This window comes from Kitasatospora sp. NPDC042419 (assembly GCF_056437345.1).
Genome location: NZ_JBWKAW010000035.1, coordinates 1 through 25,749, shown reverse-complemented (window position 1 = coordinate 25,749; position 25,749 = coordinate 1). Strand labels below are relative to the sequence as shown.

The following is a 25,749-nucleotide window of genomic DNA, read 5'->3' as shown; positions in this document are numbered from 1 at the left end:
GAGGATCAGTCGGTCGAAGGCCGGCGACCGGGCAGGGCGTCCGCGAGTTCCGCATCGATCGCCTCGCCGAGCAGCCGGCGGGCGTGGTCGAGCGGGAGTGACCCGCTGAGCCACCGGATGCTGAGTCCTTCCAGCAGGGCCGTGAGGCGCTCCGCGGACGCGGCGTGCGCCGGTGCGATCCCGGCGGGGCGGGCGCGGCCGAGCAGGTCGGCGATCTCGTGGACCCAGGTGTGGGTGGCCCGGGCGAGGTCGTCGCGCAGCCCGGCATCGAACACCGCGCTCGCCCGCAACTCGCCCCAGGCGGTGCTGTTCTCGCGGACCTCGGCGGTGTCCTGGAGCTCCGGGAGCAGTGCCTGCGCCAGCTCCGCCCCGGGGGTGTCCACGAGGGTCTCGCGGCCCGGTTCGGCGGCGTAGCGGTCGGCCCGTTCGCTGATGAACCCCAGGGTCTCGCGGAGGAGCCCGGCCCGGTCGGTGAAGTGGTAGTAGATCAGCGAGGTCGACACCCCGGCCTCGGCCGCGAGGTCCGCGACCCGCAGTCCGCGGACGCCGCGCTGCGCGATGGCCCGGGTGGCGGCTTTGACGATCTCTGTTCGACGGTCTGACACAGGCGCTCACTCTACTCGTAGGTAGAGGCTTTCGGGTCGAATTCCTGATTGGATCTTCAGGCTGTACGGCGCGGACGACGAGGCGAGCTCCCTGCCGATTGAGGCTTCTGTGCCGTTTTGACCGTCCCATGGGCGGGCTGCATCGAGGATCTCCCTGGGTCGCCGAGCAAGTGGGCGAGGGAGATTGGCCGGAAAATGTTGACTGAACTTTCAGTTCGGTCCAGGATGTGGGTCACCCCACACCTCCCGATCCCTCCAGGGAGCCTCATGAACCACCCCTTCTCCTCCCGCCGCAGCGTGCTCAAGGCCGGCGCGGCGGCCCTGCCGCTGGCCGCCCTCGGCGCCGCACTGCCGATGAGCGCCCGCGCCGCCTCGGCGGCCCCCACCCCCGCGGCCGCCGACCCGCGGGCCGGCTCGGCACTGCGGATGCCGGCCGAGACCGATCCGCACGCCCGCACCTTCATGGCCTGGCCCGCGCTCTCCTCGGTCTGGCAGGACCAGCTGTCCGGTGTGCGCCGGGACATCGCCGAACTCGCCCACACGATCTCGCGCTTCGAGCCGGTCGTGGTGCTGGCCCGACCCGGTCAGGCCGCCGCCGCGCGTTACGCCTGCGGATCGGGCGCGTACCACCCGATCGAGGTCCTGGACATCCCGGTCGACGACCTGTGGATCCGCGACTTCGGGCCGACCTTCGTCGCCGGGCCCGGGGCGGTCGCCGGCGTGGACACCAACTTCAACGGCTGGGGCAAGCGCGGCACGTCGTACTACCAGCCGTACGCCAACGACGCGGCGGCGGCCGCCACCCTCCTCGCCGAGTACGGCGTCAACCGGATCCGGGCCCCGTTCGTCGGCGAGGGCGGCTCCCTGGAGACGGACGGTGACGGCACCCTGCTCGTCACGGTCAGCTCCCTGGTCAACCCCAACCGGAACCCCGGCAAGTCGCAGGCCCAGGTGGAGCAGGGGCTGAAGTCGGCGCTGGGCATCGAGAAGGTCATCTGGGTCCCCGGCCTGGCCGGCCAGGACATCACCGACTGCCACATCGACTGCCTCGCCCGGTTCACCGCTCCCGGCAAGGTCATCCTCGACCAGCCCGGGCCGGGCGCCGACGACCGCTGGGTCGCGGTCTACAACGAGACCAGGCGGCTGCTGTACGCGGCCACCGACGCCCGGGGCCGCCGGCTGCAGATCACCGAACTGCCGGGCCCGGACCGCCGGGAGATCCGCGGCCGGGGCAAGGAGTTCCTCTCCAGCTACACCAACTACTACACGGTCAACGGCGCCGTCATCGCCCCGCAGTTCGGCGACGGCTACGCCGACGGTGTCGCCTACGCGATCCTCCAGGCCGCCTACCCGGACCGCCGGATCGTCCAGACCGCCATCGACGGCATCGCGAGCGGCGGCGGCGGGATCCACTGCTCCACGCAGTCCCAGCCCACCGTGCCCGAGGCCCGCTGAGGCCTCCCACCGCCCCCGCCGGGGCACGCTGCCCGTGCCCCGGCGGGACCGCACCGGCCGTGCGGGCCGCGCCGACCTGCCGCGCCGACCGACCTGCCGCACCGGCCGCACCGAACGACCGAACGACCGAACGACCGAACAGAGATGAGTCCCATCGTGAGTTTCCGTATGCCTGCCGAGTGGACCGAGCACGAGGGCTGCCTGATGGCCTGGCCGACCCGTGCCGAGCTGTGGGGCGGGACCTTCGAGGAGGTCAAGCGGGAGTACGCCGACGTCGCCCGGGCGATCGCCGGGTTCGAGCCGGTGACGATGGTCGCCCGGCCCGGCCAGGGCGAGGAGGCCCGCGCCCTGTGCGGGGACGGCGTCGAGGTGGTGGAACTGCCCATCGACGACTCCTGGTTCCGCGACTCCGGGCCGATCTTCGTGCTCGGGCCCGACGGCGAGCGCGCCGGCGTGGACTTCCGCTTCAACGCCTGGGGCGGCAAGCACCACCCGTGGGACACCGACGACAAGATCGCCGGGGTCCTGCTGGAGCGCCTCGGTGTCGAGCGCATCGACTCCCGGATGATCCTGGAGGGCGGCGCCGTCACCGTGGACGGCGAGGGCACCCTGATCACCACCGAGCAGTGCCTCCTCCACCCCAACCGCAACCCGGGCATGAGCAAGGAGGAGATCGAGGCCGAGCTGAAGGCGAAGCTCGGCGTCACCACGGTGATCTGGCTGCCCTGGGGCGGTCTGCTGGACACCGAGACCGACGGCCACGTGGACGGCGTGTGCGCCTTCGTGGCCCCCGGCAAGGTGGTGGTCCAGCTCCCGAGCGACCCGGAGCACCCCGACTACGCCCGGATGCGCGAGAACCGGGCCGTGCTGGAGGCGGCCGTGGACGCCCGGGGCCGCCGGCTGGAGATCCTCGACCTGCCGCAGGCCGCCTTCGTCGACGTCGACGGCAAGCGGACCGAGGTCGGCTACCTCAACTTCTACATCGCCAACGGCGGTGTCGTCGTCCCCGTCGCCGGGGTGCCCGAGCAGGACGAGGGCGCGCTCGCGGTGATCGCCGCGGCACTGCCCGGCCGCAAGGTCGTCGGCATCCGCTCCCGGGTGATCGCCTACGGCGGCGGCGGGGTCCACTGCATCACCCAGCAGGTCCCGGTGGCCCGCCCCACCGCCTGACCCCGCCGGGCACCCGCCCCGCCCAGCCCCACCGCCGGCGCCCGCACCGCCCGGCGCCCCCCACCACCCAGCCCCACCGCCCAGCGCCCCCCACCGCCCGGCGCCCCCCACCACCCGCCGCCCGGCGGGCCCGCGGCCCACCCGCGGACCCGCCGGGCCGCCACCCTCCCTCGCCCCGTCACGCACGGAAGAGAGCCACCCTCATGCCAGAGCCCCAGGACGGGTCCCGCACCCGCAGATCCCCGCGCCGCCGGCCCGCCCTCCCGGCCGCCGCCCTGGCCGCCGCGACCTTCGCCGCGTTCACGTTCGCCTCCGGCTGCGCCGGCCCGCCGAAGAACGGGGGCGCCGACGGCGAGTCGTACCAGCTGTCCGCCGGCACCCCCGCCGCCGTCGGCGAGCTGGACTCGTTCACCTGGGCCGTCTACGCCGAGCCGCCCACCCTCGACTACGTCTCGGCCTTCGACTACCCGCAGAACACCGTCCTGTCCAACGTCTGCGAGAGCCTGATGCGGTGGACCCCGCAGCTGACCCTCGCCCCCGGGCTGGCGGAGAAGGCGTCCAACCCCGACCCGACCACCTGGGTCTACGACCTGCGGCCCGACGTGCACTTCCACGACGGCCGCGTGATGACCGCCGACGACGTCGTCTACAGCCTCGGCCGCCAGACGGACCCCGACAACGCGGCCGCCTGGGCGCAGCAGTTCCAGAACGTCGGCAGCATCACCAGGACCGGCCCGCTCCAGGTCACCGTCAGACTCACCCAGCCGGACTCGCAGTTCAACCAGTACATGGCCACCGCCGCCGGCGTCGTCGCCTCGAAGGCCGGGATCGAGGCGGCCGGAAAGGACTACGGCACCAGCGGGGGCCTGGCCTGCACCGGGCCGTTCGAGCTAGGCGACTGGAACAAGGGCCAGTCGGTCGAGCTCAAGCGCTTCGACGGCTACTGGGGGAAGAAGGCGAAGTCGGCGAAGGCGGTCTTCCGCTTCCTCACCGACCCCTCGGCCCGGGTCAACGCGCTGCTCAGCGGCGAGGCCGACGGCGGCTACCTGATCCCCACCGAGAGCTACGGGCGGCTGCGGGACGGCGGCTCGGGCACGCTCTACTTCGGTGAGGGCCTGAGCACCGTCAACGTCAACGTCACCAACATGCAGGGCGTGCTCGGCGACCTGCGCGTCCGCCAGGCGCTGTCGCTCGCCCTCGACCGGACCGGCTTCGTGCGCGCCGGCCTCGGCGGGGCCGGGTACGTCACCGGTTCGCTGACCAGCCGCGCCGCCTGGGCGGGTGCGCCGGAGGAGGTGCGCAAGGACGCCTTCGAGGGCCTCACGCCCACCGCACCGGACATCGACCGGGCCAAGGCGCTGGTCAAGGAGGCCGGGGCCACCGGCAAGACCCTCACCGTCGCCACCAGCCCGATCGGCCAGGACGTGTCGGTCCTGGCCACCGCCGTGCAGTCCGCCGGCGCGAAGATCGGCCTCGACGTGCGGCTGAAGACGATCGCCCCCAACGCGTTCACCGCGCTGTTCACCGATCCGCAGGCGCGCGAGGGCATCGACCTGTTCCCGGAGACGTACTACGACTCCATCACCGACCCGCTCGACCTGCTGGCCAACTTCAGGACCGGCGCTTTCCAGAACTTCGCGTCCTTCAGCGACCCCGCCTACGACGACCTGGTCAAGAAGGCGGTCAACGCCTCCGACCCCGCCGAGCGGTTCGCCATCACCGCCCACCTCCAGCAGGTCGCCTCCGACCAGCTGCTCTGGATCCCGGTCGCCGAGTGGCCCACCGCGGTCTTCATCAACAAGCGGACCACCGGCGCCCCGACCACCATCTCGTACATGTACCACCCGTGGGCCGCCGACGTGGGGGCGGCCCGGTGAGCTTCCTCAGATTCGCCGCCCGCCGGCTGGCCGAGATGGCCGCCACCCTGGTCGGCGCCTCCTTCGTGATCTTCGGTGCGATGTACCTCGCGCCCGGCAGCCCGGCGAGCTTCCTGCTCGCGGGCCGCTCGGCCTCCCCGGAGGCCCTGAAGGCGGTCAACGCCCAGTACCACCTGGACGACCCCTTCCTCGTGCAGTACCTGCGGTGGGCCGGCCAGGTCCTGCACGGCGACTTCGGCCGCTCGATCACCTACCGCACGGACGTCTCCCGGCTCCTCGCCGACCGGCTCCCGGCGACCCTGCTGCTGGTCTTGATGGCGCTGGTGCTCGTCGTCGCCCTCGGCCTGCTGCTCGGCTGGATCGGTGCCGTCCGCGGCGGCGCCGCCGACTCCGCCGCCCTGGTCGGCACCACCGTCGCCGTCGGCACCCCCTCCTTCGTCGCGGCCGTCCTGCTGCAGGGCCTGTTCGCGGTGAACCTGGGCTGGTTCCCCACCGGCGGCACCGGGGACGGCCTCGGCCGGATGCTCTGGCACCTCGCCCTGCCCGCGCTCGCCCTCGCGCTCTACCTGATCGGCATGCTCGCCCGGGTCACCCGCGCCGCGATGCTCGACGTCCTCGGCCACGAGCACGTCACCGTCGCCCGCAGCCGGGGCGTCGCCGAGTACCGGGTGATCCGCCGGCACGTCTTCCGCAACGCGCTCGGCACCGTGCTGACCACCGGTGGGCTCATCGTGTCCACCCTGCTGGTCTGCACCGTCCTGGTGGAGACGGCGTTCAGCGTCGGCGGGATCGGCCAGCTCCTCGAACTGTCCACCACCACCAAGGACTTCCCCACCGTGCAGGCGATCTCCCTGATCATGGTCGGGCTGTTCATGGCGGTGAACCTGGTCGTCGACCTGCTCCACCCGCTGGTCGACCCCCGGGTCGCCCTCGGAGCGAGGAAGAGCGCCTGATGACTGCCACCGTGCTGCGCCGGCCCGGCCTCGGCCGCATCCGCACCGCCCGCGCACCGCTCCACCTGCTCTGCCTCGGCTTCGTCGCCCTCGTCGTCCTGGCCGCCGTCCTCGCCCCGTGGCTCGCCCCCGAGGACCCGAACGCCGTCGACCTGGGCAACGCGCTCGCCGGACCCTCCGCCGAGCACCTGCTCGGCGTCGACGCCGCCGGGCGGGACACCCTCTCCCGCCTGGTCACCGGCGCCCGCACCTCCCTGCTCGGACCGCTCGGCGTGGTCGCCTTCTCCACCGTGGCCGGCGTCGCCGTAGGCGTCACCGCGGCCTGGCGGGGCGGCTGGCTGGACTCGGTCCTCTCCCGCAGCACCGAACTGGTCTTCGCCTTCCCCGGCATGCTGCTGGCCATCCTGATCGTCTCGGTGTACGGCGAGGGCCTGCTCGCCCCCGTCATCGCCCTGGCGATCGCCTACCTGCCCTACGTCAGCCGCCTCACCCGCTCCCTCGTCCTCGCCGAACGCGCCCGCCCCTACGTCGAGGCCTACCGGGTCCAGGGCCACTCGGGGCTGCAGATCTGCCTGCGCCACGTCGTCCCCGGCATCGCCCCGGTCGTCCTCGCCCAGGCCACCGTCAACTTCGGCTACGCCCTGATCGACCTGGCCGGACTCTCCTTCCTCGGGCTCGGCGTCCCCGCGCTCACCCCCGACTGGGGCCGGATGGTCTTCGACGGCCAGTCCGCCGTCCAGCACGGCTACCCGCTGTCGGCGGTCCTGCCCTGCGCCGCGATCGTGCTGACGGTCGTCGCGTTCAACGTCGTCGGCGAACGCTGGGCCGACCAGGTCGCCAGGAGGGACCGATGACCGTCCTCGACATCCGCGACTACCGCCTGCGCCTGCCGGACACCGCCCGGCCCGTGCTCGCCGGAGTCGACCTCACCGTCGCCGCCCGCGAGACGGTCGCCCTGGTGGGGGAGTCCGGCTCCGGGAAGAGCCTCACCTCCCGCAGCGTCCTCGGGCTGCTCCCCGCCGGCGCCACCACCGGGGGCGCCGTGCGGGTCGGCGGCGACGACGTCCTCACCATGACGCCCGAGCAGTTGCGCCGCCTGCGCACCGGCACCGCCGCGATGATCTTCCAGGACCCCAGGGCCGCCATCAACCCGCTGCGCCGCCTCGGGGACTTCCTCACCGAGAGCGTGCGCCTCAACGGCGGCATGTCCGCCGGGGCCGCGACCGGGCGGGCCGCCGAGATGCTGGACGCGGTCGGCCTCCCCGCCCCGGTCCTGGACCGGTACCCGGGGCAGGTGTCCGGCGGGATGCTCCAGCGGGTCATGATCGCGGCCGCCCTGATGGGCGATCCCGTGCTGATCCTCGCCGACGAGCCCACCACCGCCCTGGACGTCACCTCCCAGGCCGAGGTGGTCGCACTCCTGGGCGACCTCCAGGAACGCTTCGGCACCGGCCTGCTCTTCGTCACCCACGACCTGGGCCTCGCCGCCGCCATCAGCGACCGGGTCTACGTGATGTACGCCGGCCGGATCGTCGAGACCGGCCCCGCCGAGGCCCTGTTCGAACGGCCGCGCCACCCCTACACGATCGCGCTGCTCGCCTCGACACCGCGTCTGGACGCCCCGCCGGGCCGGCTCACCGCGATCGAGGGGCGGCCGCCGGGCCTGCGCGACGAACTGCTCGGCTGCCCCTTCGCACCGCGCTGCCCGCTCGCGACCCCCGAGTGCACCCTGCAGGCACCCGAACTGCTGCCGGTCGAGGGCGCGCCGGACCGCCGCACCGCCTGCCACCACAGCGACCGGACGAGGGAGGGGAGCGCCGATGCGTAGCCCGGACCTCGGGGCCGCCGTCCGTTCGAAGGGAGCGCCGCCGATGCGCAGGACCGTGCTGGAGGCCGTCGGACTGCACCGCGCCTACGGAGGCGTGCAGGCCGTCGACGACGTCTCCTTCACCCTGGCCGAGGGCGGGTCGCTGGGCATCGTCGGCGAGTCCGGCTCCGGCAAGACCACCACCGCGCGGATCGTCGTCGGACTGGAACGGGCGGACTCCGGCCGGGTCCTGGTCCACCGGCGGGACCGGACCGGGCACCGGCGCGGCCGGGTCCACCGGCTCGCCCGGGCCCGCGAGGTCCAGATGGTCTTCCAGGACCCGTTCCTGTCCCTCGACCCGCGCATCGCGGTCGGCGCCGTGCTGCGCGAGACCCTCCGGCTGCACTTCCCCGACGCGGACCACCCCCGCCGGATCGCCGAACTCCTGGAGCAGGTCGGCCTCGGCGAACGGGAGGCCGAGGCGCTGCCCCGGCAGCTCTCCGGCGGCCAGCGCCAGCGCGTGGCGATCGCCCGGGCACTGGCGGTCGAGCCGGCGGTCCTCGTCCTCGACGAGGCGGTGGCGGCCCTCGACGTCTCCGTCCAGGCCCAGATCCTCAACCTGCTCGCCGACATCCGCGAACAGACCGGCATCGGCTACCTGTTCATCACCCACGACCTCGGTGTCGTGCGGTGCGTCACCGACGACGTCATCGTGATGAGGCACGGGCGGATCGTGGAGTCCGGCCCGACCGCCGAGGTGCTCGCCCGGCCCGGCCACCCGTACACCCGGCTGCTGCTGGACTCCGTGCCCGGCCCGGGCTGGGACCCGCGGTCCATCGCCGCCGCCCGCCGCGCGCTGTCGGAGGAGCCGTAGCGGCGGCCCCGTACCCGGGCCCGGACCGCCGACGCCCCCACGGCGGCGGTCCGGGCCCGTCTCCCGGTGGACCCGTGCCGATTCCCCCGATCGGCGGCGCGCGGGCTCACCGGCGCGCCCCCAGTGCGCCTCTACTGTCGGATATCGCCCGTTTCGGGGTGCATCCGGATGAACGAGGGGACCTGCCGTGAGCGAACCCGCCCTGTCCCGCCGGGCCGTGCTGCGCTCGGGAGCGGTCACCGCCGCGCTCGCGCTGCTGGAGGGCTGCAGCTCCGACACGGCGCCGTCGGCCGGTACGGAAGCATCCCCGACCGGCGGCGCCCCGAGCCCGGCGGCCGGGCCCGCCACCACGGCCCAGGCCGGGTACGCCATGCCGGCCGAGTGGCGCCCCCACACCCGGACCTTCATGGCCTGGCCGGCCCTCGAAGAGGTGTGGGGCGACCAACTGCCCGCCGTCCGCGGGGACATCGCGCACATCGCGCAGGCCGTCGCCCGCTTCGAGCCGGTGGTGCTGATGGCCCGCCCCGACCAGAGCGCCGGGGCCCGGCAGCTGTGCGGTTCCAGCGTGGAGGTGATCGACCTCCCGGTGGACGACCTGTGGGCCCGCGACACCGGCCCGACCTTCGTCACCGGCCCGGCCGGACTCGCCGGCGTCGACCTCGACTTCAACGGCTGGGGCGACAAGCAGACCCACGCCGAGGACAGCCAGGTCGCCCGCAGGCTCCTGGAGCGCTACGGGATCCGACGCGTCCAGGCACCGGTCACCGGGGAGGGCGGCGGGATCGAGGTCGACGGCGAGGGCACCCTGATGGCCACCGAGAGCTCCTGGGTCAACGAGAACCGCAACCCGGGGAAGAGCCGCGACCGGATCGAGGCCGCCTTCAAGGAGCTGTTCGGCGTCCGGAAGGTCATCTGGTTCGCCGGGGTGGCCGGGCAGGACATCACGGACTGCCACATCGACGCGCTGGCCCGGTTCGCCGAACCCGGCGTGGTGGTGATCCACCGCCCCGGGCCGGACACTCCGCCGGACATCTGGTCCCAGGCCTCCGACCAGGCGCTGGAGGTGCTCCGCGGCACCACCGACGCCATGGGCCGCCCGCTGCGGATCGTGGACCTCGTCGAACCCGACCTCAGCGGCGTACCGGACCCGGGGAAGGACTTCCTGGCCACCTACCTCAACTACTACGTCGTCAACGGAGCGGTCATCATGCCGCGGTTCGGGGACAGGGCGTCCGACGACCGGGCGGCCGGCATCCTGGCCGACCTCCACCCCGGGCGCGAGATCGTGCCGGTGGGCATCGACGCGGTCGCCGCCGGCGGCGGGGGCATCCACTGCTCCACCCAGCAGCAGCCCGAGGCCGCCGGGAGCCCCGCGAGCCCGTGACCTCGGGATGTCATGACGCCGTTGTGCGGGGCGGCGCGCGCGGCGGTCGGCGGTCGGCGGTCAGCGCCCGGCGGCTCCCGCCGCTCCGGCTGCTCCGGCCGCTCCGGCCGCGAGCCCGAGGACGAGCGCCCGCACCACCGATGCGGGGTCGACGGCCGCGCCGAGCGACTGGAACGCGGCGAGCCCGTCCGTCCCGGCCGCCGCCCGGCGGGCCTGTCCGGGCGCCAACGTCACGGTGATCACCACGATCCCGGTCAACGACTGCTGGATGCGCGACTCCGGGCCGGTCTTCCGCACCGACGGGCGGGGCGGCCTGGACGCGGTCGGCCTCAACTTCAACGGCTGGGGCGGCAACCAGGTCCACGGCAACGACGCGAAGGTCGCCGCGCGGGTCGCCGCGTACGTCGGGGTGCCGTTCACCGCCGCCGGCCTGGTTGGCGAGGGCGGCGCCGTCGAGACCGACGGCGCGGGCACGCTGATGGCCACCCGGAGCAGCATCCTGGTCTCCGACCGCAACCCGGGCATGACGCAGACGCAGGCCGAGAACGCGATGAAGGCCGCGTTCGGCGCCACCAAGGTCATCTGGTTCAACGGGGTCGCCGGGCAGGACATCACCGGCGACCACGTCGACGCGACCTCGCGCTTCCTCGCCCCGGGCAAGGGACTGGTCCAGCAGCCGAACGCCACCGACGACCCGTCGGACGTCTGGACCAAGGACGAGATCAACCAGTACAACGTGCTGTCCTCGGCGACCGACGCCCGCGGCGTCCGCATCCAGGCCACCAAGCTCGGCGGCCCCGACTACTACCGGATCCGGCAGAGCGACCCGGCGTTCGTCGGCTCCTACGCCAACTACTACGTCTGCAACGGCGCGGTGATCGCCGCCCAGTTCGGGGACTCCCGGGCCGACGCCGCGGCGAAGGCGAAGCTGCAGTCGCTCTTCCCGGGCCGCGTGGTCGAGCAGCTGAACATCGACTACCTCGGCCTCGGCGGGGGCGGCATCCACTGCGTCACCCAGCAGCAGCCGGTTCCCTGACCCGGCCGCGGCAGGCCGCAGGCCCGGGGGAGCGGGGGCTCCGTCCGGGCCTGCGGCGGCTTCCGGCCGGGTCCGGCCGGGGGCATGCGGGGGCAGCCGGGCTCAGGCCGCCGAGTACCAGACCTGGGCGCCGGTGCCGTTGCAGGTCCACAGGTTCAGCGGGACGCCCTGCACGGCGGTGGACCCCGGGTCGTCCAGGCACTTCCCGTACCCGGGGTTCAGCAGGTGGCCGGTCGGGGACAGCAGCCACTGCTGCGTCGCCGACCCCGAGCACGGGGCGAGCCGGACCAGGCTGCCGGCGGTGCCCTCGCTGCCCGCGTCCAGGCAGGCGCCGGTGGACAGGCGCAGCGTGCCGTCCTTGACGAGCTGCCAGTTCTGCGGCGGGGTGGAACCGGCGCTGCAGGTGTGCAGGCTGACCGATTCGGCGCCCTCGACACCGCCGCTCAGGCAGTAGTTGGTCGCCTTGTTGGTGAAGGCGCTCCAGAGCGGCTGCCCGCCGTAGGGGAGGCGCCAGTCCTGCCCGCTCGCGCCGCAGGTCCAGAGGATCAGCTGGGTGCCGTTGGTGGTGGAGGCGGCCGGGTCGGCCAGGCAGAGGCCGGACTGCGGGTTCAGCAGGCCCTTGGCGTTCTGCGTCCACACCTGGGCGCCGGTGCCGTTGCAGGGGTAGAGCTGGATCGGGGTCCCGTTGGTGGTGCCGCCGCCGGTGACGTCGAGGCACTTGCCGAGGGCCCTCACCGTGCCGTCGTTGCCGGCCGTCCAGGTCTGGTTCGGCGTCGTGGCGCAGTCCCAGATGTCCACGGGCATGCTGTAGGTCTCGGGACCGGTCGAGTTGCTCCCGGCGTCGAGGCACTTGCCGGGCAGGCCCGAGGTCACGTTGCCGACCGGGAGGCCGGTGGCGGGCTGGTAGGAGAAGGAGGTGGTGGCCAGTCCGGCGCCGCCCTCCCAGATCTCGAAGCCCGCCTGGACCGAGCAGAGCCGGCCGTCCGCGGGGACGAACCCGCGGACCACGGCGTCGTTGGTGACCGTGCGCAGGTTCAGGGCGTAGACGGAGTCGGTCGGGTTCGTCATCAGGTAGGTGATGACCTGCTTGCCGTTGCCCGGGTTCTGGTACTGGTGGACCTGGTAGGACCGGCCGCCGAGGGTGGCCGGCCGGGCGGCGGCACCCAGCGGGACCGGCCCGCCCTTCCGGTTGAGCCAGATCATCAGCTCGTGCGAGGTCGTCGGGCCGCACTCCTCGCCCGCGTTCGCGTACCAGAGGTCGTACGCCGTGTTGTACTGCCCCGCCACGCCGGAGGTGGTCCGCCAGCCGGTCAGGGTGTCGCCCATGGTGGCCACCGGGGTGGGCAGTTCGCCGGGGCGCGGCACGTACTCGATGCGCGTGTACGCGCCCGGTGCCCCGGGCTGGGTGTTGGTGCTCTTGGTGAGGTCGCTGCGGGTGACGGTGAAGTCGGCCCCGCCGTCACTCGTCATGCAGACCTCGGCCGACGAGTTCCACTCGTCCGGCATGATCCGGTACCGGCCGCCGCCGACGACCGCCGAGCCGAACTTCCCGTTGACGGAGGAGCACAGCGACACCGCCGGGTCGGCCTGCGCCGCCGCGGCCAGGCCGCCCTGCAGTCCGCCGACCAGTGCGAGGGTCACGAGGACGGCCCTTGCGCGCCGCCGGAGCGCGCGGCCGCCGGGCCGTTCGGCATGGTGATGAATCCTCAAGTCCTGTTCCCCCTGTGAGAGACGGGTGTGTCCCGACGGGATCAGACTGTAGTGCGGACCGTCCGGCCCGGGCCCCCGGGCGTCCGGCCCCGGCCCCCGGTCATCCGCCCGGGTGCCCCTCGAACCGTCCGAGGGCCGTCAGGGCGCGCTGCAGGCAGACCTCGGTACCGGCGGTCGCGTCGACGGCCAGGCCGGGCTCGTCCGGCTGCAGCGGCTGCAGCTCGGCGAACTGGGAGTCGAGGAGCGCGAGCGGCATGAAGTGCCCGGGGCGGTGCGAGATCCGGGCGGCGGCGGTGGCGCGGTCCAGGACGAGGTGGAGGAACCAGACCGGACCGGCCGCCCGAATGGTGTCCCGGTACTCCCGTTTGAGGGCGGAACAGGAGACGACGGCGCCCTGCCCCGTGCGGGAGGCCTCGCGGACGACGGCGGCGACGGCGCGCAGCCACGGGGCGCGGTCCGCGTCGTCCAGGGGGTGCCCGGCGGTCATCCGGGCGATGTTCTCCGGCGGGTGGAGGTCGTCGCCCTCCGTGAAGGGCACGCCCCGGCGGCGGGCGAGCAGCCGCCCGACGGTGCTCTTCCCGGACGCCGACACACCCATGACCACCACGGTCGCGGGTGCCTGTACGGAGGTCTCCACCGTGCTCCTCGGGTCGCTCCTCGCACCGGGTGGGATCGGCCGCCCCGGAGGGAATCCTGCGACCCGCCCCGGCCGCCGGGCGGCCCACGACGCCGTCCGGCCGGTCGCGCCCACCCGGATGGCCCTGGGGCAAGTCGTGCGGGGATTGCCGGACGGGCCCGGCACTGGTGGGATCCGTCCATGAGCCTTCCACGGTCCGACGCGTCGCCCGGTGGCCCTGCGGCCAGGGTCCTCCTCCCGTATCCCCCCGAGTCCTTCGGCGGTCTCCCGCCGGGACCGGGACCGGGACCGGGAGCGGGGCCGGCGCCGGTGCCGGTGGCGGTGTGGGACGGCGCGGGGGAGGCGCCGGCCGAGCAGGCGCTCCGGGAGGTCGAGTTCGTCGTCCTCCCCTACCTGCGGGCCTCGGCGGCCCTGCCGCTGCTGGACCGGATGCCGCGGCTGCGGGTGGTGCAGAGCCTGTCGGCGGGCGTCGACGACCTGCTGCCGCACCTGCCGGACGGGGTGACGCTCTGCAACGCGCGGGGCGTGCACGACGCGAGCACCGCCGAACTCGCGGTCACGCTCGCGCTGGCCGCCCTGCGCGGCATCCCGGGCTTCGTCCGCGCGCAGGACACCGGGACGTGGCGCGGCGGGGCGTTCGCCTCGCTCGCCGACCGCACCGTCCTGGTGGTCGGCCACGGCTCGATCGGGTCGGCCGTCGAGGAGCGCCTCGTCCCCTTCGAATGCCGGGTCCTGCGGGTGGCCCGCACCGCCCGGCAGGCCGCCCGGGGGCCCGTGCACGCCCTCGCGGACCTGCCGCGGCTGCTGCCGCAGGCCGACGTCGTGGTGCTGACCGTCCCCCTCACCGCGCGGACCCGGGGGCTGGTCGACGCGGGCTTCCTGGCGTCGATGAAGGACGGCGCCCTGCTGGTCAACGTGGCGCGCGGGCCGGTCGTCGACACCGGTGCCCTGCTGGCGGAGCTGCGCGGCGGCCGGCTGGCCGCGGCGCTCGACGTCACGGACCCCGAGCCGCTGCCCGCCGGGCACCCCCTGTGGAACGCCCCCAACACGCTGATCACCCCGCACGTCGGCGGCAACACCTCGGCGTTCCTCCCGCGCGCCCTGCGCCTGGTCCGCGCCCAGCTGGCGCGCTTCCTCGCGGGGGAGCCGCTGGAGAACGTGGTGGCCGGGCCCGGCAGCTGAGCCCGGTCCGACCCCGGCCGGGCCCGCCCCGGCCCGGCCGGAGCGCTGCTCCGCCGGAGGGACATCACCGGGGGCGCTGCGCGCCGCTCCCGCCCTCCCGGGCCCCCGCGGGGATCGTTGTCCCTCGGTAGCGCTGGTGGCGAGGACGGGAGACAGCAGTGACCTCACCTGTGGACGAGCGGCGGCCGGTGGTGCAGTCGCTCCTGCTGCGCGGTCAGAAGGCGCTGGTGACCGGCGCGAACTCCGGCATCGGCAAGGCCACCGCGATCGGCCTGGGCCGCGCGGGCGCCGACGTGGTCGTCAACTACGTCGCCGGCCGGGACGCGGCGGAGGCGGTGGCCGAGGAGATCAGGTCCTTCGGGGTGAAGGCCTACACGCACGAGGCGGACGTCTCCGACGAGGACCAGGTCGTCGCGATGGTCGGCCGGATGGTCGAGGAGTTCGGCACGATCGACGTCATGGTGGCCAACGCGGGCCTCCAGCGCGACGCCGCCAGCACGGAGATGACCCTCGCCGCCTGGAACAAGGTGCTGGAGGTCAACCTCACCGGCCAGTTCCTGTGCGCCCGGGAGGCGGCCAAGGAGTTCGTCCGCCGGGGCGTCGTCCCCGAGGTGTCCCGCTCCGCCGGGAAGATCGTCTGCATGAGCTCGGTCCACCAGATCATCCCCTGGGCGGGCCACGTGAACTACGCCGCCTCCAAGGGCGGGGTCCTGATGCTGATGCAGACCCTCGCCCAGGAACTCGCCCCGCAGCGCATCAGGGTGAACGCCGTCGCGCCGGGCGCCATCCGCACGCCCATCAACCGCAGCGCCTGGGAGACCCCCGACGCCGAGGCCGACCTGCTGCGGCTGATCCCCTACCGCCGCGTCGGCGACCCCGAGGACATCGCCAACGCGGTGACCGTCCTGGCCTCCGACCTGCTGGACTACGTCGTCGGCGCCACCCTGTACGTCGACGGCGGCATGACCCTCTTCCCCGGCTTCGCCACCGGAGGCTGACCCGACGGTGGACACCGCGCTGCACATCCTCGCGAGCACTCCGGCGCAACTGCTCCCCGCCCGGGAGCTGATGGCGTTCACGCTGGCCTCCCACATCCTGCTGGTGCCGATGGGAGTGGCGCTGCCGTTCATCACCCTGGTCATGCACCACCGGGGGCTGCGCAAGGGCGATCCGGACGCCCTGCTGCTGGCCCGCCGGTGGTCCGCCGTGATGGCGGTCCAGTTCGCCGTCGGAGTCGTCACCGGCACCGTGCTGTCGTTCGAGTTCGGCCTGCTGTGGCCGGGCATGATGGGCCGCTGGGGGGACGTGTTCGGCCTCGGGTTCGGGGTGGAGGCGTGGGCGTTCTTCCTGGAGGCGATCCTCATCGCGGTCTACCTCTACGGCTGGCGCCGGCTGAAGCCGTGGACCCACTTCTGGCTCGCCGTGCCGCTGCCGGCCGCGGCGCTGCTCGGCGCGTTCGGGATCATCGCCGCCAACTCGTGGATGAACACCCCGCAGGGCTTCACCCTCGACGCCTCCGGCGCACCGGTGGGCGTCTCCGTCCGGCAGGCGATCTTCACGCCGATGTTCGGCCCGCAGTACTGGCACTTCGTCGTGGCGATGTTCCTGACGGCCGGCTACGTGGTGGCCGGCGTCTACGCGGTGGGGTGGCTGCGCGGCCGGCGCGACCGCTACCACCGCCTCGGATTCACCGTGCCGTTCACCGTCGCCGCGATCCTGACCCCCCTGCAGTTCCTCCTCGGCGACAACATCGCGCGCCAGGTCTTCCAGAAGCAGCCCGTCAAGTTCGCCGCCACCGAACTGGTCTGGAACACCGGCACGCACGTGCCGGAGTACCTGTTCGGGCGCCTGCAGGCCGACGGCACCGTCAAGGGCGGCCTGAAGATCCCCCAACTCGACTCCATCCTGGCCGGGTTCAGCCCCGACACCGAGGTCGCCGGGCTCACCTCGGTGCCCGCCGCCGACCGGCCCACCCCCACCCAGGCCACCATCGCCCACTGGGCCTTCGACATCATGGCGACCATCGGCAGCCTGCTGATCCTGCTCGCGCTCTGGTACGCGTGGTGCTGGCTGCGCCGCCGCGACCTCCCCCGGTCGCGGTGGTTCTTCCGGTGCGCCGCGATCGCCGGCGCGGCCAGCCTGCTGACCGTCGAGTGCGGCTGGATCACCACCGAGGTGGGCCGGCAGCCCTGGATCGTCTACGACAACATGCGGGTCTCCGAAGCGGTCACCCCGACCGGCGCCGGCGCGCTCTGGGCCATGTTCGGCGTCGTCGTGACGGTCTACGTCCTCGTCTTCGGCTCCTTCCTCGCCGTGCTCCTGGCCATGCGCACCCGCTGGCGGAACGCCGACACCGGTGCCGCGGGCGCGCCCGCCGAGGGGCCGGAGACCGACACCCCGTACGGGCCGCGCCCGGAGCCCGCCACCACCGGACCGCGCCCGCCGGCCCCGCCGGGCGGGCCGCCGGCCGGACCGGGGCCCGCGCCGGGAGACACCGGATGACGGCCGACATCGTCGCCTGGGTCCTGCTGGTGGCGGTCGCCGCGTACACCTGCGGCGGCGGCGTCGACTACGGCGCCGGGTTCTGGGACCTGCTGGCCGGCGGCGCCGAGCGGGGGAAGCGGCCGCGGTGGCTGGTCGACCACGCGATGGCGCCGGTCTGGGAGGTCAACAACGTCTGGCTGATCTTCGTCCTGGTGCTCATGTGGACCGGGTTCCCGGTCTTCTTCCAGACGGTGTTCACCGCGCTGTGGCTCCCGCTGGCGCTCGCGGCCGTCGGCATGGTCCTGCGCGGAGCCGGGTTCGCCCTGCGCAAGCCCACCCGGCGGCTCGCCCGGCGCCGGGTCTACGGCGCTGTCTTCGCCGTCTCCTCGCTCCTCACGCCGTTCTTCCTGGGGGCCGCGGTCGGCGGCGTCGCCTCCGGGCGGGTCGCCCCCGGCACCACCGCGTCGGCCGACGTCTGGACCAGCACCACCTCCGTGCTCGGCGGCCTGTTCGGCGTCGTCACGGCCGCCTTCCTCGGCGCGGTGTTCCTCACCGCGGACGCCCGCCGGTTCGGCGCGGAGGACCTGGTCGGCTACTTCCGGCTGCGCTCGTGGGCGGCGGCCGGAGCCCTCGTCGCGCTCGGCGTGACCGGCCTGGCCCTCACCGCGGACGACGCCCCGTACGTCCACCACGGGCTCACCCACGGGGCGGGCCTGGCCCTCGTCGTGGCCGCCGCGGTGGCCGCGGTCGCTACCGGGCTGCTGGTCGGGACGGCGGTCACCGGGTACGCGCGGTACACCGGGGTGGCCGCCGTGGCCCTGGCGGTCGGCGCGTGGGGCCTCGCCCAGCGGCCGTACCTCGTCCCCACCTCGCTGACGGTCCAGCAGGGCGCCGGGGCCGAGGCGCCGCTCCGGTGGATGCTCCTGGTCGCCCTCGTCGCGCTCGTCCTGATCGGTCCGGCGCTGGTCGTGCTGTACCGCCTGGACACGCACGGGGTGCTGGAACCGCTGAGCGAGGAGGACGTCGAGAAGTGAGCACGCGCTCGGGGCGCTCGGGTCCCCGGGCGCGCTGGTCTCTCGGGGTGCTCGGGTCTCTCTCGGGTCGCTAGGGGTGCTCGGGTCGCTAGGGGCCTTCGGGGGCCGGGCCCGTACCGGCGGTCCGGGCGGGTCGGTGGAGCCGGAGCAGGGAACGCGACAGGACACCTTCAGGAGGCGGACAGTGACGGCCGATCAGGTGTTCCTCGGCGTCGGGCTGATCCTGGTGCTGGCGGTCGGCTGCCAGCTGCTGGCGGGCCTGCTGCGGGTGCCCGCGCTCCTGCTGCTGCTCCCGGCCGGATTCACCGCCGGCGCCCTCACGGACGACGTCGACCCCGAGCTGCTCCTCGGGCCCGCCTTCTCCCCGCTGGTCTCCCTGGCCGTGGCGGTGATCCTCTACGGCGCCGGCCTCGAACTCGACCTGGGCCGGCTGCGCGGGCACACCCGGCGCGTCGTGGTCAGGCTGATCTGCCTAGGCACCGTCCTCACCGGCGTCTCCGCGGCCCTGTTCGCCGTGCCGGTGCTGGACATGTCGGCCTCCGCGGCGATCATGCTCGGAGCCATCCTCGTGGTCTCGGGGCCGACGGTCGTCGGACCGCTGCTCAACTTCGTCCGCCCGACCGAGCGGCTGCAGCGGATCCTCGTCTGGGAGGGCTCCCTCATCGACCCGGTCGGCGGCATCCTCGGCGCGGTCGTCTTCCACGCCGTCATCGTGTCCGGCCGGACCGGCCTCGGAACCCAGCTCGCGGCGTTCCTGAGCAGCGTCGCGACCGGCCTCGCGGGCGGCGCGGCGGGCGCCGGACTGCTCTGGCTCCTGCTGCGCCGCGTACGACCGGGCGAGGTGCTCGGCACCACGTCCCAGCTCGCCGCCGTCGTCGGCGTGGCCGCCGCCTGCGACGCGTTCCGCGACGACACCGGGCTGATCGCCGCGGTGGTGATGGGGATGGCGCTCGCCAACCTGCCGGGCCTGGACATGCCGGCCCGCCGGCCCTTCTTCGTCACCCTGACCTCGCTGATCATCGGCGTGCTGTTCGTCTCCATCTCGGCCACCGTCACCCCGGAGTCCCTGCGGCACGTGGTGCTGCCGGCGCTCGCCCTGGTCGGCCTGCTCGTCCTCGTGGTCAGGCCGCTGGTCGCCCTGCTCGCGACGGCCCGCACCGACGTGCCGCGCGGAGAGCGGTGGTTCATCGGGTGGATGGCGCCGCGCGGCATCGTCGCCGCGGCGACGGCCTCGACGTTCTCCGCCACGCTGGTCCAGAAGGGGATCGGCGGCGCCGGCCGGATCCTGCCCGCCACCTTCTTGGTGATCGTCGCCACCGTGACCGTCTACGGCCTGACCGCCTTCCCGGTCGCCGGAAGGCTCGGGGTGCTGCGGCCCGCCCGGTCGCGGCCGCTCCTGGTCGGCGGGGACCCGTGGGCGGTCGACCTCGGGCGGGCGCTGCGCTCGGCCGGCCTCGACGTGCTGATGTGGGCGGGCGCCGAGGCCCAGCGCGCCCGCATCGAGGAGGCGGGCCTGACGCTGGCGCCCGGCGAACTGCTGGCCGCGGCCACCGGCGCCGGCGCGGAACTGGAGGGGATCACCGGGGTCCTGCTGCTCACCGAGGAGGACGACTTCAACGCCCTGGCGCTGATGACCCTCCAGGAGAACGTCGAGGGCGGCGTCCACCGCCTCGCGCCCTCGACCGGCAGCCAGGGCGTCGTCGCCCCCTACGTCGGCGACGAGGCGCTCTTCGGCGCCGGGCTGACCAGGCCGGAGCTGGCCCGCCGGTACGCGGAGGGCGCCCGGATCACCACCCGTCCGGTCACCGAGGGGCTTCCGACCGGCCACGAACTGCTGTTCCTGGTGCGGCCGGACGGGCAGCTCGCGGCGGTCACCGAGGCCGGGGCGCCGGAGCCGGGTGCCGGGGACCTCGCCGTGCTGCTGAGCCCCGCGCCACCGCACCGGCCGCCGGGGTAGTCCCGCCGGGGTAGTCCCGCCCGGGTGGTCCCGCGCGGTGGCGGGTGGCGGGGGTGGTCGGTGGCGGGTGGCCCGGGCGGGCCCCGTGGCGCTCAGGCCAGCCGCTCCGCGATGTGGTCGCCGACCCGCAGGGCGTTGGCGATCGCCGTCAGCGACGGGTTCACCGCACCGATGCTCGGGAAGAAGCTCGTGTCGACGACGTACAGGTTGTCCAGATCGTGCGCCTTGCAGTGCACGTCGAGGGCGGAGGCCGCCGGGTCGGTGCCGAAACGCACGGTGCCGGCCTGGTGGGCGGTGGCGCCGATCGGCATGCCCTTGTGCAGGTAGAGGCTGTGCGGGAGCAGGTGGTGCGGATGCATGCCCAGGTGCCCGAGCAGGCCCTGCAGCCTGTGCCGGAGGCGGGCGAGCCCCTCGGTGTTGTTCTTCTCGTCCAGCGCGAGGTGGATCGCCCCGTCACCGTCCAGCGTGACGCGGTTCCCCGGCTGCGGGAGGTCCTCGCCGCACAGCCAGAAGTCCACCGCGTGGTGGGCGAGCACCTCGAACGGCATGTCCGGCGAGGCGAGTCCGGCCCAGCGCGGGGCCTCCCCCCGGATCTGGTCGGCGTCGGACTTGCCCAGCATCTGGATGCCGCCGAGCGGGTAGTCCCAGTCGTCCGCTCCGAGGTACCAGTCGTTCAGGGCCAGGGTCTTCTGGAACCGGGTGTCGTTCGGCTCCTTCGAGACCGCCATCAGGGCCAGGTTGTTGTGCCGCATGTAGTGCCGGCCGACCGTGTCGGAGCTGTTGGCCAGACCGCGCGGATGCCGGTCGTTCGCCGAACGCAGCAGCAGCGCCGCCGAGTTCACCGCACCGCAGGCCACCACGACCACGTCGCCGCGGAAGGCCGCGGTCGAGCCGTCGTCCAGCTCGGCCACGACGCGCGTCACGCTGCGCCCGGTCGGGTCGGTCTCCAGCGTCCGGACGTCGGCGCCGGTGACCATCTCGACGTTGGGGTGCTCCAGCGCCGGGTCGACGCAGATCACCTGCGCGTCGGCCTTGCCGCCGACCAGGCAGGGGAAGCCGTCGACCCGGTCGCAGCGGATGCACACGCTCCCGTGGGCCGCCCCGCCGTTCCCGTCCTGGGTGAGGTTCACGCCGATGGGCAGGTGGAACGGGTGCAGGCCGCGCTTCTCCAGGTCGTCGCTGAGCTGCTGGATCCTCGGCTCGTGCCGCACCGGCGGGTACGCGTACTGGGCGCTGACCGGGCCCTCGCCCGGGTCCTCGCCGTGCCGGCCGTGCACCAGGTAGAGGTGCTCCGCCTGGGTGTAGTACGGCTCCAGGTCGGCGTAGTCGATCGGCCAGGCGGGTGAGACGCCCCCGTGGTGGCGCAGCTCGCCGAAGTCCTCCGGCCGCAGGCGGAACAGCGCCGCCCCGTAGAACTTGGTGTTACCCCCGACGTAGTAGTTGACCTCCGGCGGGAAGCTGTCGCCGTGTTTGTCGTACCAGAACTCGGGCGCGCGGTACTTGCCGCGGACGAAGACCGCCGTCGACTCCCAGTTGTCCCGTTCCCGGGGCAGGTAGCCGCCCCGTTCCAGGAGCAGGACGCGCCGGCCCGTGGGCGCGAGGCGGTGGGCGAGGGTCCCGCCGCCGGCTCCGGTGCCGATGACGATGACGTCGTAGTGCGCGGTGTCGGCCATGGGCCGTCCCCTTTCCGGGAGGGTCGGGTCAGAGGATCGCGAGGGGGTTGACGGGCGAGCCGGTGGCCGCGGGGAGCCTGAGCGGCGCGATCACGCAGAGGAAGGACCAGCGGTCCTCCTGTTCGCAGAGCGGCACCAGTTCCTCGAACCGGAGGTAGTCCAGGAGCCGGATCCCGAGGGCGCGGACGGCGAGCACGTGCACCGGGAAGCCGACGCCCTCCACCAGGCTCGGGGCGGTGTCCCCGTTGCTGTCGCAGCCGAACGCGGCCACCCGCCGCTCCGCCAGGAACTCCGCCGCGGCGGGGTGCAGGCCGGCCCGGCTGCCGGCGGTGTCCCACGGGCCCAGCTCCAGGCGCCGGCGGCGGTGGCCGACCCGCAGCATCAGGACGTCCCCGGGCCCGACCCGCACGTGCTGGGCGCCCTCGGCGGCGAGCAGGTCGTCGGTGCCGACGTGGTCGCCCGGTTCGAGCCACGGCACCCCGCGCAGCCGCGGGATGTCGAGCAGCACGCCCCGGCCGACGATCCCGTCGCCGTCGAGCCCGACCGAGAGCGCCGGGGCTCCGTCCGCGGTGACGGCGTCCGCCGGGATCCCGCCGTGCAGGGTGCCGTCGTAGACGACGTGGCACAGCGCGTCGAGGTGGCTGTCGGCGTCACCGTGCACGTTCATGGCGAACCGGTCGGTGGCGAAGCGCAGGCCGGTGCTGCCCGCGGCGGCCGCCGGCGGGGCGGTCAGCAGGTGCACGGCCGGGTGCGGGTTGTCCGGGCCCGGCCAGGTCTCCACCGGCGAGGCGAGCGAGACGGTCCGGCCGGAGCGGACCTCGGCCGCGGCGGCGCGGACCGCCTCCGGCGTGACGGCGGCCGCCGCGCCCCGTCCGCCCGGATCGACGGCCCTGGCGCACAGGCTCTCGTACAGGGCCCGGAACGCGTCCGGGTCCATCGCGGCGGAGCGCTCGGCCCCGGTCCGGCCGGTCATCGGGATCCCTGCCCGTCCGTGTCACCCACGCTGCCGGTCCAGCGCCTCGTCCAGGGTGGAGGCGGCCATGACGAGCGCGAGGTGGGTGAACGCCTGGGGGAAGTTGCCCAGTTGCTCGCCGCTGGGGCCCACCTCCTCGGCGAACAGGCCGACGTGGTTGGCGTAGGTGTGCATCTTCTCGAAGGTGTACCGGGCCTGGGCCAGGCGCCCGGCCCGGGCCAGCGCGTCGACGTAGAGGAAGGTGCACAGGCTGAACGTGCCCTCGGAGCCGCGCAGACCGTCGGGCGAGGCGGCCGGGTCGTAGCGGTAGACCAGGCTGTCCGACACCAGGGTCCGGTCCATCGCGTCCAGGGTGGACAGCCAGGTCGGGTCCCGGGGCGCCACGAAGCCCACCCGGGGCATCAGCAGCAGGGAGGCGTCGAGGACGGCGTCGCCGCCGTAGTGCTGGACGAACGCCCGGTCCTTCTCGCTCCAGCCCTGCTCCATGACCTGCTCGAAGACGCGGTCGCGGGCCTTCGTCCAGCGCTCGGTGTCGGCCGGCCGGCGGAAGTCGGAGGCCATCCGCAGGCCGCGGTCGAAGGCGGTCCAGCACATCACCCGGCTGTAGGTGAAGTCCTGGCGGCCCCCGCGGGTCTCCCAGATGCCCTCGTCGGGCCGGTCCCAGGAGTCGGCCAGCCAGTCCAGGGCGCGGGCGCAGGCCTGCCAGCCCCGGTAGTCCGCCTGCAGGGCGATCTGCCGGCTCTGGGACAGGCCGTAGAGCGCCTCGCCGTAGATGTCCAGCTGGAGCTGGTCGGCGGCCGCGTTGCCGACCCGCACCGGGGACGAGCCGCGGTACCCCTCGAAGTGTCCGAGGACCTCCTCCGTCAGGATGGGCTCCCCGTCGACCCGGTACATGATCCGCAGGGCCTCCCCGGCCCCGCGCTCCTGCTCGGCCAGCAGCCGGTTGCGGAGCCAGTGGGTGAACGCGGTCGCCTCCTCGACGAACCCGAGGTCGATCAGGGCGCGGACGGACAGCGAGCCGTCGCGTATCCAGGTGTAGCGGTAGTCCCAGTTGCGTTCGCCGCCGACCTGTTCGGGCAGGCCCATGGTGGCCGCGGCGACCGGCGCGCCGGTGGGCGCGTAGGTGAGCAGCTTCAGGGTGATGGCGGACCGGTTGACCATGTCGGGCCAGCGGCCCCGGTAGCGGGACCTGCGCAGCCAGCCCTGCCAGAAGTCGACGACCTCCCAGAGCTGCCCCATCACCGCGTCGGCGGTCGGCGGCGGGGGCGGGGGGCCGTCGGGTTCGCAGACGGTGAAGACGGCCACCGCGACCCCGCCCGCGTCCAGGGTCACGTCGCCGACGGCGTCCCGGCCGTCCCGGCCGTCGCGTTCCAGCGGGAAGCTGGTCTGCAGGTGCGCGGTGATCCCGGGGGCCCTGAACACCGCCCCGTCCGGTCCGAGGTCCAGTGCGTGGGTGGCGCGGCCGTAGTCGAACCGCGGCCGGCACTCCAGCGAGAACCGCACCGTGCCGCGCACCGTCCGGACGGCGCGGACCAGCACGTGCCGGTCGGTGGCCGTCCCGGAGAGCTGCGGGGGCATCCAGTCCAGCACCTCGCCGACGCCGTCCGGTGACATGAAGCGGGTGACCAGGACGGCCGTGTCCGGGTAGTACAGCTGCTTGCGGGAGACCTCCGGCTGGTCCGGGGCGAGGCGGAACCAGCCGCCGCGGTCGTGGTCGAGCAGGGCGGCGAAGACGCTCGGGGAGTCGAACCGCGGGGCGGCGAACCAGTCGACGACACCCTGTGAGGAGACGAGTGCGGCGGTCTGCAGATCGCCGACCAGGCCGTGTTCGGCGATCGGGGGATAGCGGTCCATGGGCGTCCAATCTCAGGAGTGCCCGATCCGAGGGGGCCCACCCGGGGGACGGGGTCACCCGGGGCGGGTCCCACCCGGCGGCTAGGCCAGGATCTTGGCCTTGGCCTGGGCGTACTCCTCGTCCGTGATGTGGCCCGAGGTGCGGAGCTCGGCGAGCTTTGCCAGCTGGTCGGTGGTGGAGCCCTGGTCGGAGGTGGACGCGGTCTCCCGCACGTACGCGCGGAACCGCTCCTCGTTCTCCTGCGCCCTGCTCAGCTCGCGCTCGCCCATGCCGCGTCCGCGGGCGATGAGGTACACGAAGATGCCGAGGAAGGGCACGAAGACGAGGAAGACGGCCCATCCGGCCTTGGCCCAGCCGCTCAGCGAGTCGTCGCGGAAGAGGTCGCCGATGATCCGGAAGAGCAGCATGAACCAGAGGATCCACAGGAAGAACCAGACCATGGTCCAGAACACGTCCAGCAGCGGGTAGTCGGCCGCCAGGTTCGCCGCGAGATTCATGGCGCTGATCTCCTGTCCCGGAGCGGCCTGGGCCGGCCCGATGCGAGGGTGGGGTTCGAGCCGGGAGCGGTGCCGGTGCCGGGGCGGTGCCGTTGCGGGAGTCCGGGGCCCGGCCCGACGGGCCGGTTCCGGTGGACTCCGCACCGGGCGTCGTCGCCGAGCGCGGCACGGACACGTGCTCGCTCATACCTTCATGCTGCGCGCGGCACCCGGCTCACGCATCCGATCGGCCGTGGCCGGCGCCCGGGTCACGGCCGGTGACGGCCGAAGGCCCCGGTGCGGCAGGGGTCTGCTGCACCGGGGCCTTCGGCCGTGGGGGCCGCCGGGGCGAGGGGCCGGAACGACGGGCCGCCGGAACGAGGGGCCGCCGGAAAAAGGGGCCGGGTGGGTCGGTCGGGCCGGTCGGTCGGGCCGGGAACGCACGACGCCGCTGGACCGGACCCGGTGTGAACCGGGCGGCGCAGCGGCGTAGTCGTGTGGTGCGGGAGGCCTACTTGGTGAGGCCGGCCTTGACGGAGCAGACGGGCCAGGCGCCGGGGCCCTGGGCGGCGAGGACCTTTTCGCCGATGGCGATCTGCTGGGCCTT

General features: G+C 74.0%; 22 protein-coding genes and 1 pseudogene. 14 read left to right on the top strand and 9 right to left on the bottom strand.

What is annotated here, in order from left to right; genetic code table 11:
* Positions 1-5: 5 nt before the first annotated feature.
* Positions 6-605: a TetR/AcrR family transcriptional regulator gene (locus AC067J_RS38320; RefSeq protein ID WP_478307353.1), complete on the bottom strand. Its 600-nt coding sequence runs from the start codon at positions 603-605 to the stop codon at positions 6-8.
* 267 nt (positions 606-872) lie between these two features.
* Between AC067J_RS38320 and AC067J_RS38315 the strand changes: the two genes are divergently transcribed.
* The 8 genes from AC067J_RS38315 (at position 873) to AC067J_RS38280 (ending at position 10,125) form a co-directional block, all read left to right on the top strand.
* Entirely contained in the window at positions 873-2,060 is a 1,188-nt protein-coding gene (locus AC067J_RS38315) for an agmatine deiminase family protein (RefSeq protein WP_478307351.1), read from the top strand.
* 156 nt (positions 2,061-2,216) lie between these two features.
* Entirely contained in the window at positions 2,217-3,230 is a 1,014-nt protein-coding gene (locus AC067J_RS38310; protein WP_478307349.1) for an agmatine deiminase family protein, read from the top strand.
* A 203-nt stretch (positions 3,231-3,433) separates the two neighbouring features.
* Positions 3,434-5,107: an ABC transporter substrate-binding protein gene (locus AC067J_RS38305; RefSeq protein ID WP_478307347.1), complete on the top strand. Its 1,674-nt coding sequence runs from the start codon at positions 3,434-3,436 to the stop codon at positions 5,105-5,107.
* Positions 5,104-6,060, top strand: coding sequence for an ABC transporter permease (locus AC067J_RS38300; protein ID WP_478307345.1), 957 nt, complete (start codon positions 5,104-5,106; stop codon positions 6,058-6,060). Before AC067J_RS38305 ends, AC067J_RS38300 begins: the two co-directional genes overlap by 4 nt.
* Complete coding sequence (locus AC067J_RS38295) at positions 6,060-6,914, top strand: ABC transporter permease (RefSeq protein WP_478307343.1); 855 nt, start codon at positions 6,060-6,062, stop codon at positions 6,912-6,914. Before AC067J_RS38300 ends, AC067J_RS38295 begins: the two co-directional genes overlap by 1 nt.
* Positions 6,911-7,888, top strand: coding sequence for an ABC transporter ATP-binding protein (locus tag AC067J_RS38290; protein WP_478307341.1), 978 nt, complete (start codon positions 6,911-6,913; stop codon positions 7,886-7,888). Before AC067J_RS38295 ends, AC067J_RS38290 begins: the two co-directional genes overlap by 4 nt.
* A 43-nt stretch (positions 7,889-7,931) precedes the next feature.
* Positions 7,932-8,741 (top strand): ABC transporter ATP-binding protein, encoded by an 810-nt coding sequence (locus AC067J_RS38285; protein ID WP_478307339.1) that lies wholly within the window; start codon positions 7,932-7,934, stop codon positions 8,739-8,741.
* A 187-nt stretch (positions 8,742-8,928) separates the two neighbouring features.
* Positions 8,929-10,125, top strand: a complete 1,197-nt coding sequence (locus AC067J_RS38280; protein ID WP_478307337.1) for an agmatine deiminase family protein — start codon at positions 8,929-8,931, stop codon at positions 10,123-10,125.
* A 60-nt stretch (positions 10,126-10,185) separates the two neighbouring features.
* On the opposite strand, the gene AC067J_RS38275 is transcribed toward AC067J_RS38280, so the two are convergent.
* Positions 10,186-10,383 (bottom strand): hypothetical protein, encoded by a 198-nt coding sequence (locus AC067J_RS38275; protein ID WP_478307335.1) that lies wholly within the window; start codon positions 10,381-10,383, stop codon positions 10,186-10,188.
* On the opposite strand from AC067J_RS38275, the gene AC067J_RS38270 reads away from it, so the two are divergent.
* Positions 10,361-11,161 carry an agmatine deiminase family protein gene (locus AC067J_RS38270; protein ID WP_478307333.1) on the top strand — a complete coding sequence of 267 codons (801 nt, stop codon included), beginning with the start codon at positions 10,361-10,363 and terminating at the stop codon, positions 11,159-11,161. The genes AC067J_RS38275 and AC067J_RS38270 overlap by 23 nt on opposite strands.
* A 102-nt stretch (positions 11,162-11,263) precedes the next feature.
* Here the strand turns inward: AC067J_RS38270 and AC067J_RS38265 are convergent, their stop codons facing one another.
* Positions 11,264-12,802 (bottom strand): ricin-type beta-trefoil lectin domain protein, encoded by a 1,539-nt coding sequence (locus tag AC067J_RS38265; protein WP_478307331.1) that lies wholly within the window; start codon positions 12,800-12,802, stop codon positions 11,264-11,266.
* Positions 12,803-12,971: 169 nt separating this feature from the next.
* A complete protein-coding gene (locus AC067J_RS38260) occupies positions 12,972-13,469 on the bottom strand; it encodes a gluconokinase (RefSeq protein ID WP_478307434.1) in 498 nt (165 codons plus the stop codon).
* Positions 13,470-13,688: 219 nt separating this feature from the next.
* Here AC067J_RS38260 and AC067J_RS38255 point away from each other — a divergent pair, with 219 nt between their 5' ends.
* The 5 genes from AC067J_RS38255 to AC067J_RS38235 all read left to right on the top strand — a co-directional run bounded on the left by AC067J_RS38255 (position 13,689) and on the right by AC067J_RS38235 (position 20,165).
* Positions 13,689-14,690 carry a 2-hydroxyacid dehydrogenase gene (locus tag AC067J_RS38255; protein WP_478307329.1) on the top strand — a complete coding sequence of 334 codons (1,002 nt, stop codon included), beginning with the start codon at positions 13,689-13,691 and terminating at the stop codon, positions 14,688-14,690.
* A gap of 158 nt (positions 14,691-14,848) precedes the next feature.
* Entirely contained in the window at positions 14,849-15,688 is an 840-nt protein-coding gene (locus AC067J_RS38250; protein ID WP_478307327.1) for an SDR family oxidoreductase, read from the top strand.
* Between the two features lie 70 nt (positions 15,689-15,758).
* Positions 15,759-17,192, top strand: coding sequence for a cytochrome ubiquinol oxidase subunit I (locus AC067J_RS38245; protein ID WP_478307432.1), 1,434 nt, complete (start codon positions 15,759-15,761; stop codon positions 17,190-17,192).
* The gene (locus AC067J_RS38240) at positions 17,189-18,208 is read left to right on the top strand and encodes a cytochrome d ubiquinol oxidase subunit II (RefSeq protein ID WP_478307325.1); all 1,020 of its coding nucleotides are present in this window, start codon (positions 17,189-17,191) and stop codon (positions 18,206-18,208) included. The genes AC067J_RS38245 and AC067J_RS38240 overlap by 4 nt, the downstream gene beginning before the upstream one ends.
* Positions 18,209-18,392: 184 nt before the next feature.
* Positions 18,393-20,165, top strand: a complete 1,773-nt coding sequence (locus tag AC067J_RS38235; RefSeq protein ID WP_478307323.1) for a cation:proton antiporter domain-containing protein — start codon at positions 18,393-18,395, stop codon at positions 20,163-20,165.
* A gap of 92 nt (positions 20,166-20,257) precedes the next feature.
* On the opposite strand, the gene AC067J_RS38230 is transcribed toward AC067J_RS38235, so the two are convergent.
* The 5 genes and pseudogenes from AC067J_RS38230 to AC067J_RS38210 form a co-directional block, all read right to left on the bottom strand.
* A complete protein-coding gene (locus AC067J_RS38230) occupies positions 20,258-21,838 on the bottom strand; it encodes a GMC oxidoreductase (protein WP_478307321.1) in 1,581 nt (526 codons plus the stop codon).
* A 28-nt stretch (positions 21,839-21,866) separates the two neighbouring features.
* On the bottom strand, positions 21,867-22,811 hold the full coding sequence (locus AC067J_RS38225; protein WP_478307319.1) for a cyclase family protein: 945 nt from the start codon (positions 22,809-22,811) through the stop codon (positions 21,867-21,869).
* A gap of 21 nt (positions 22,812-22,832) precedes the next feature.
* Positions 22,833-24,665: a glycoside hydrolase family 15 protein gene (locus AC067J_RS38220; RefSeq protein ID WP_478307317.1), complete on the bottom strand. Its 1,833-nt coding sequence runs from the start codon at positions 24,663-24,665 to the stop codon at positions 22,833-22,835.
* An 81-nt stretch (positions 24,666-24,746) separates the two neighbouring features.
* Entirely contained in the window at positions 24,747-25,163 is a 417-nt protein-coding gene (locus AC067J_RS38215) for an SHOCT domain-containing protein (RefSeq protein ID WP_478307315.1), read from the bottom strand.
* 493 nt (positions 25,164-25,656) lie between these two features.
* Positions 25,657-25,749, bottom strand: a pseudogene (locus AC067J_RS38210) (transglycosylase family protein); the annotation flags it as partial.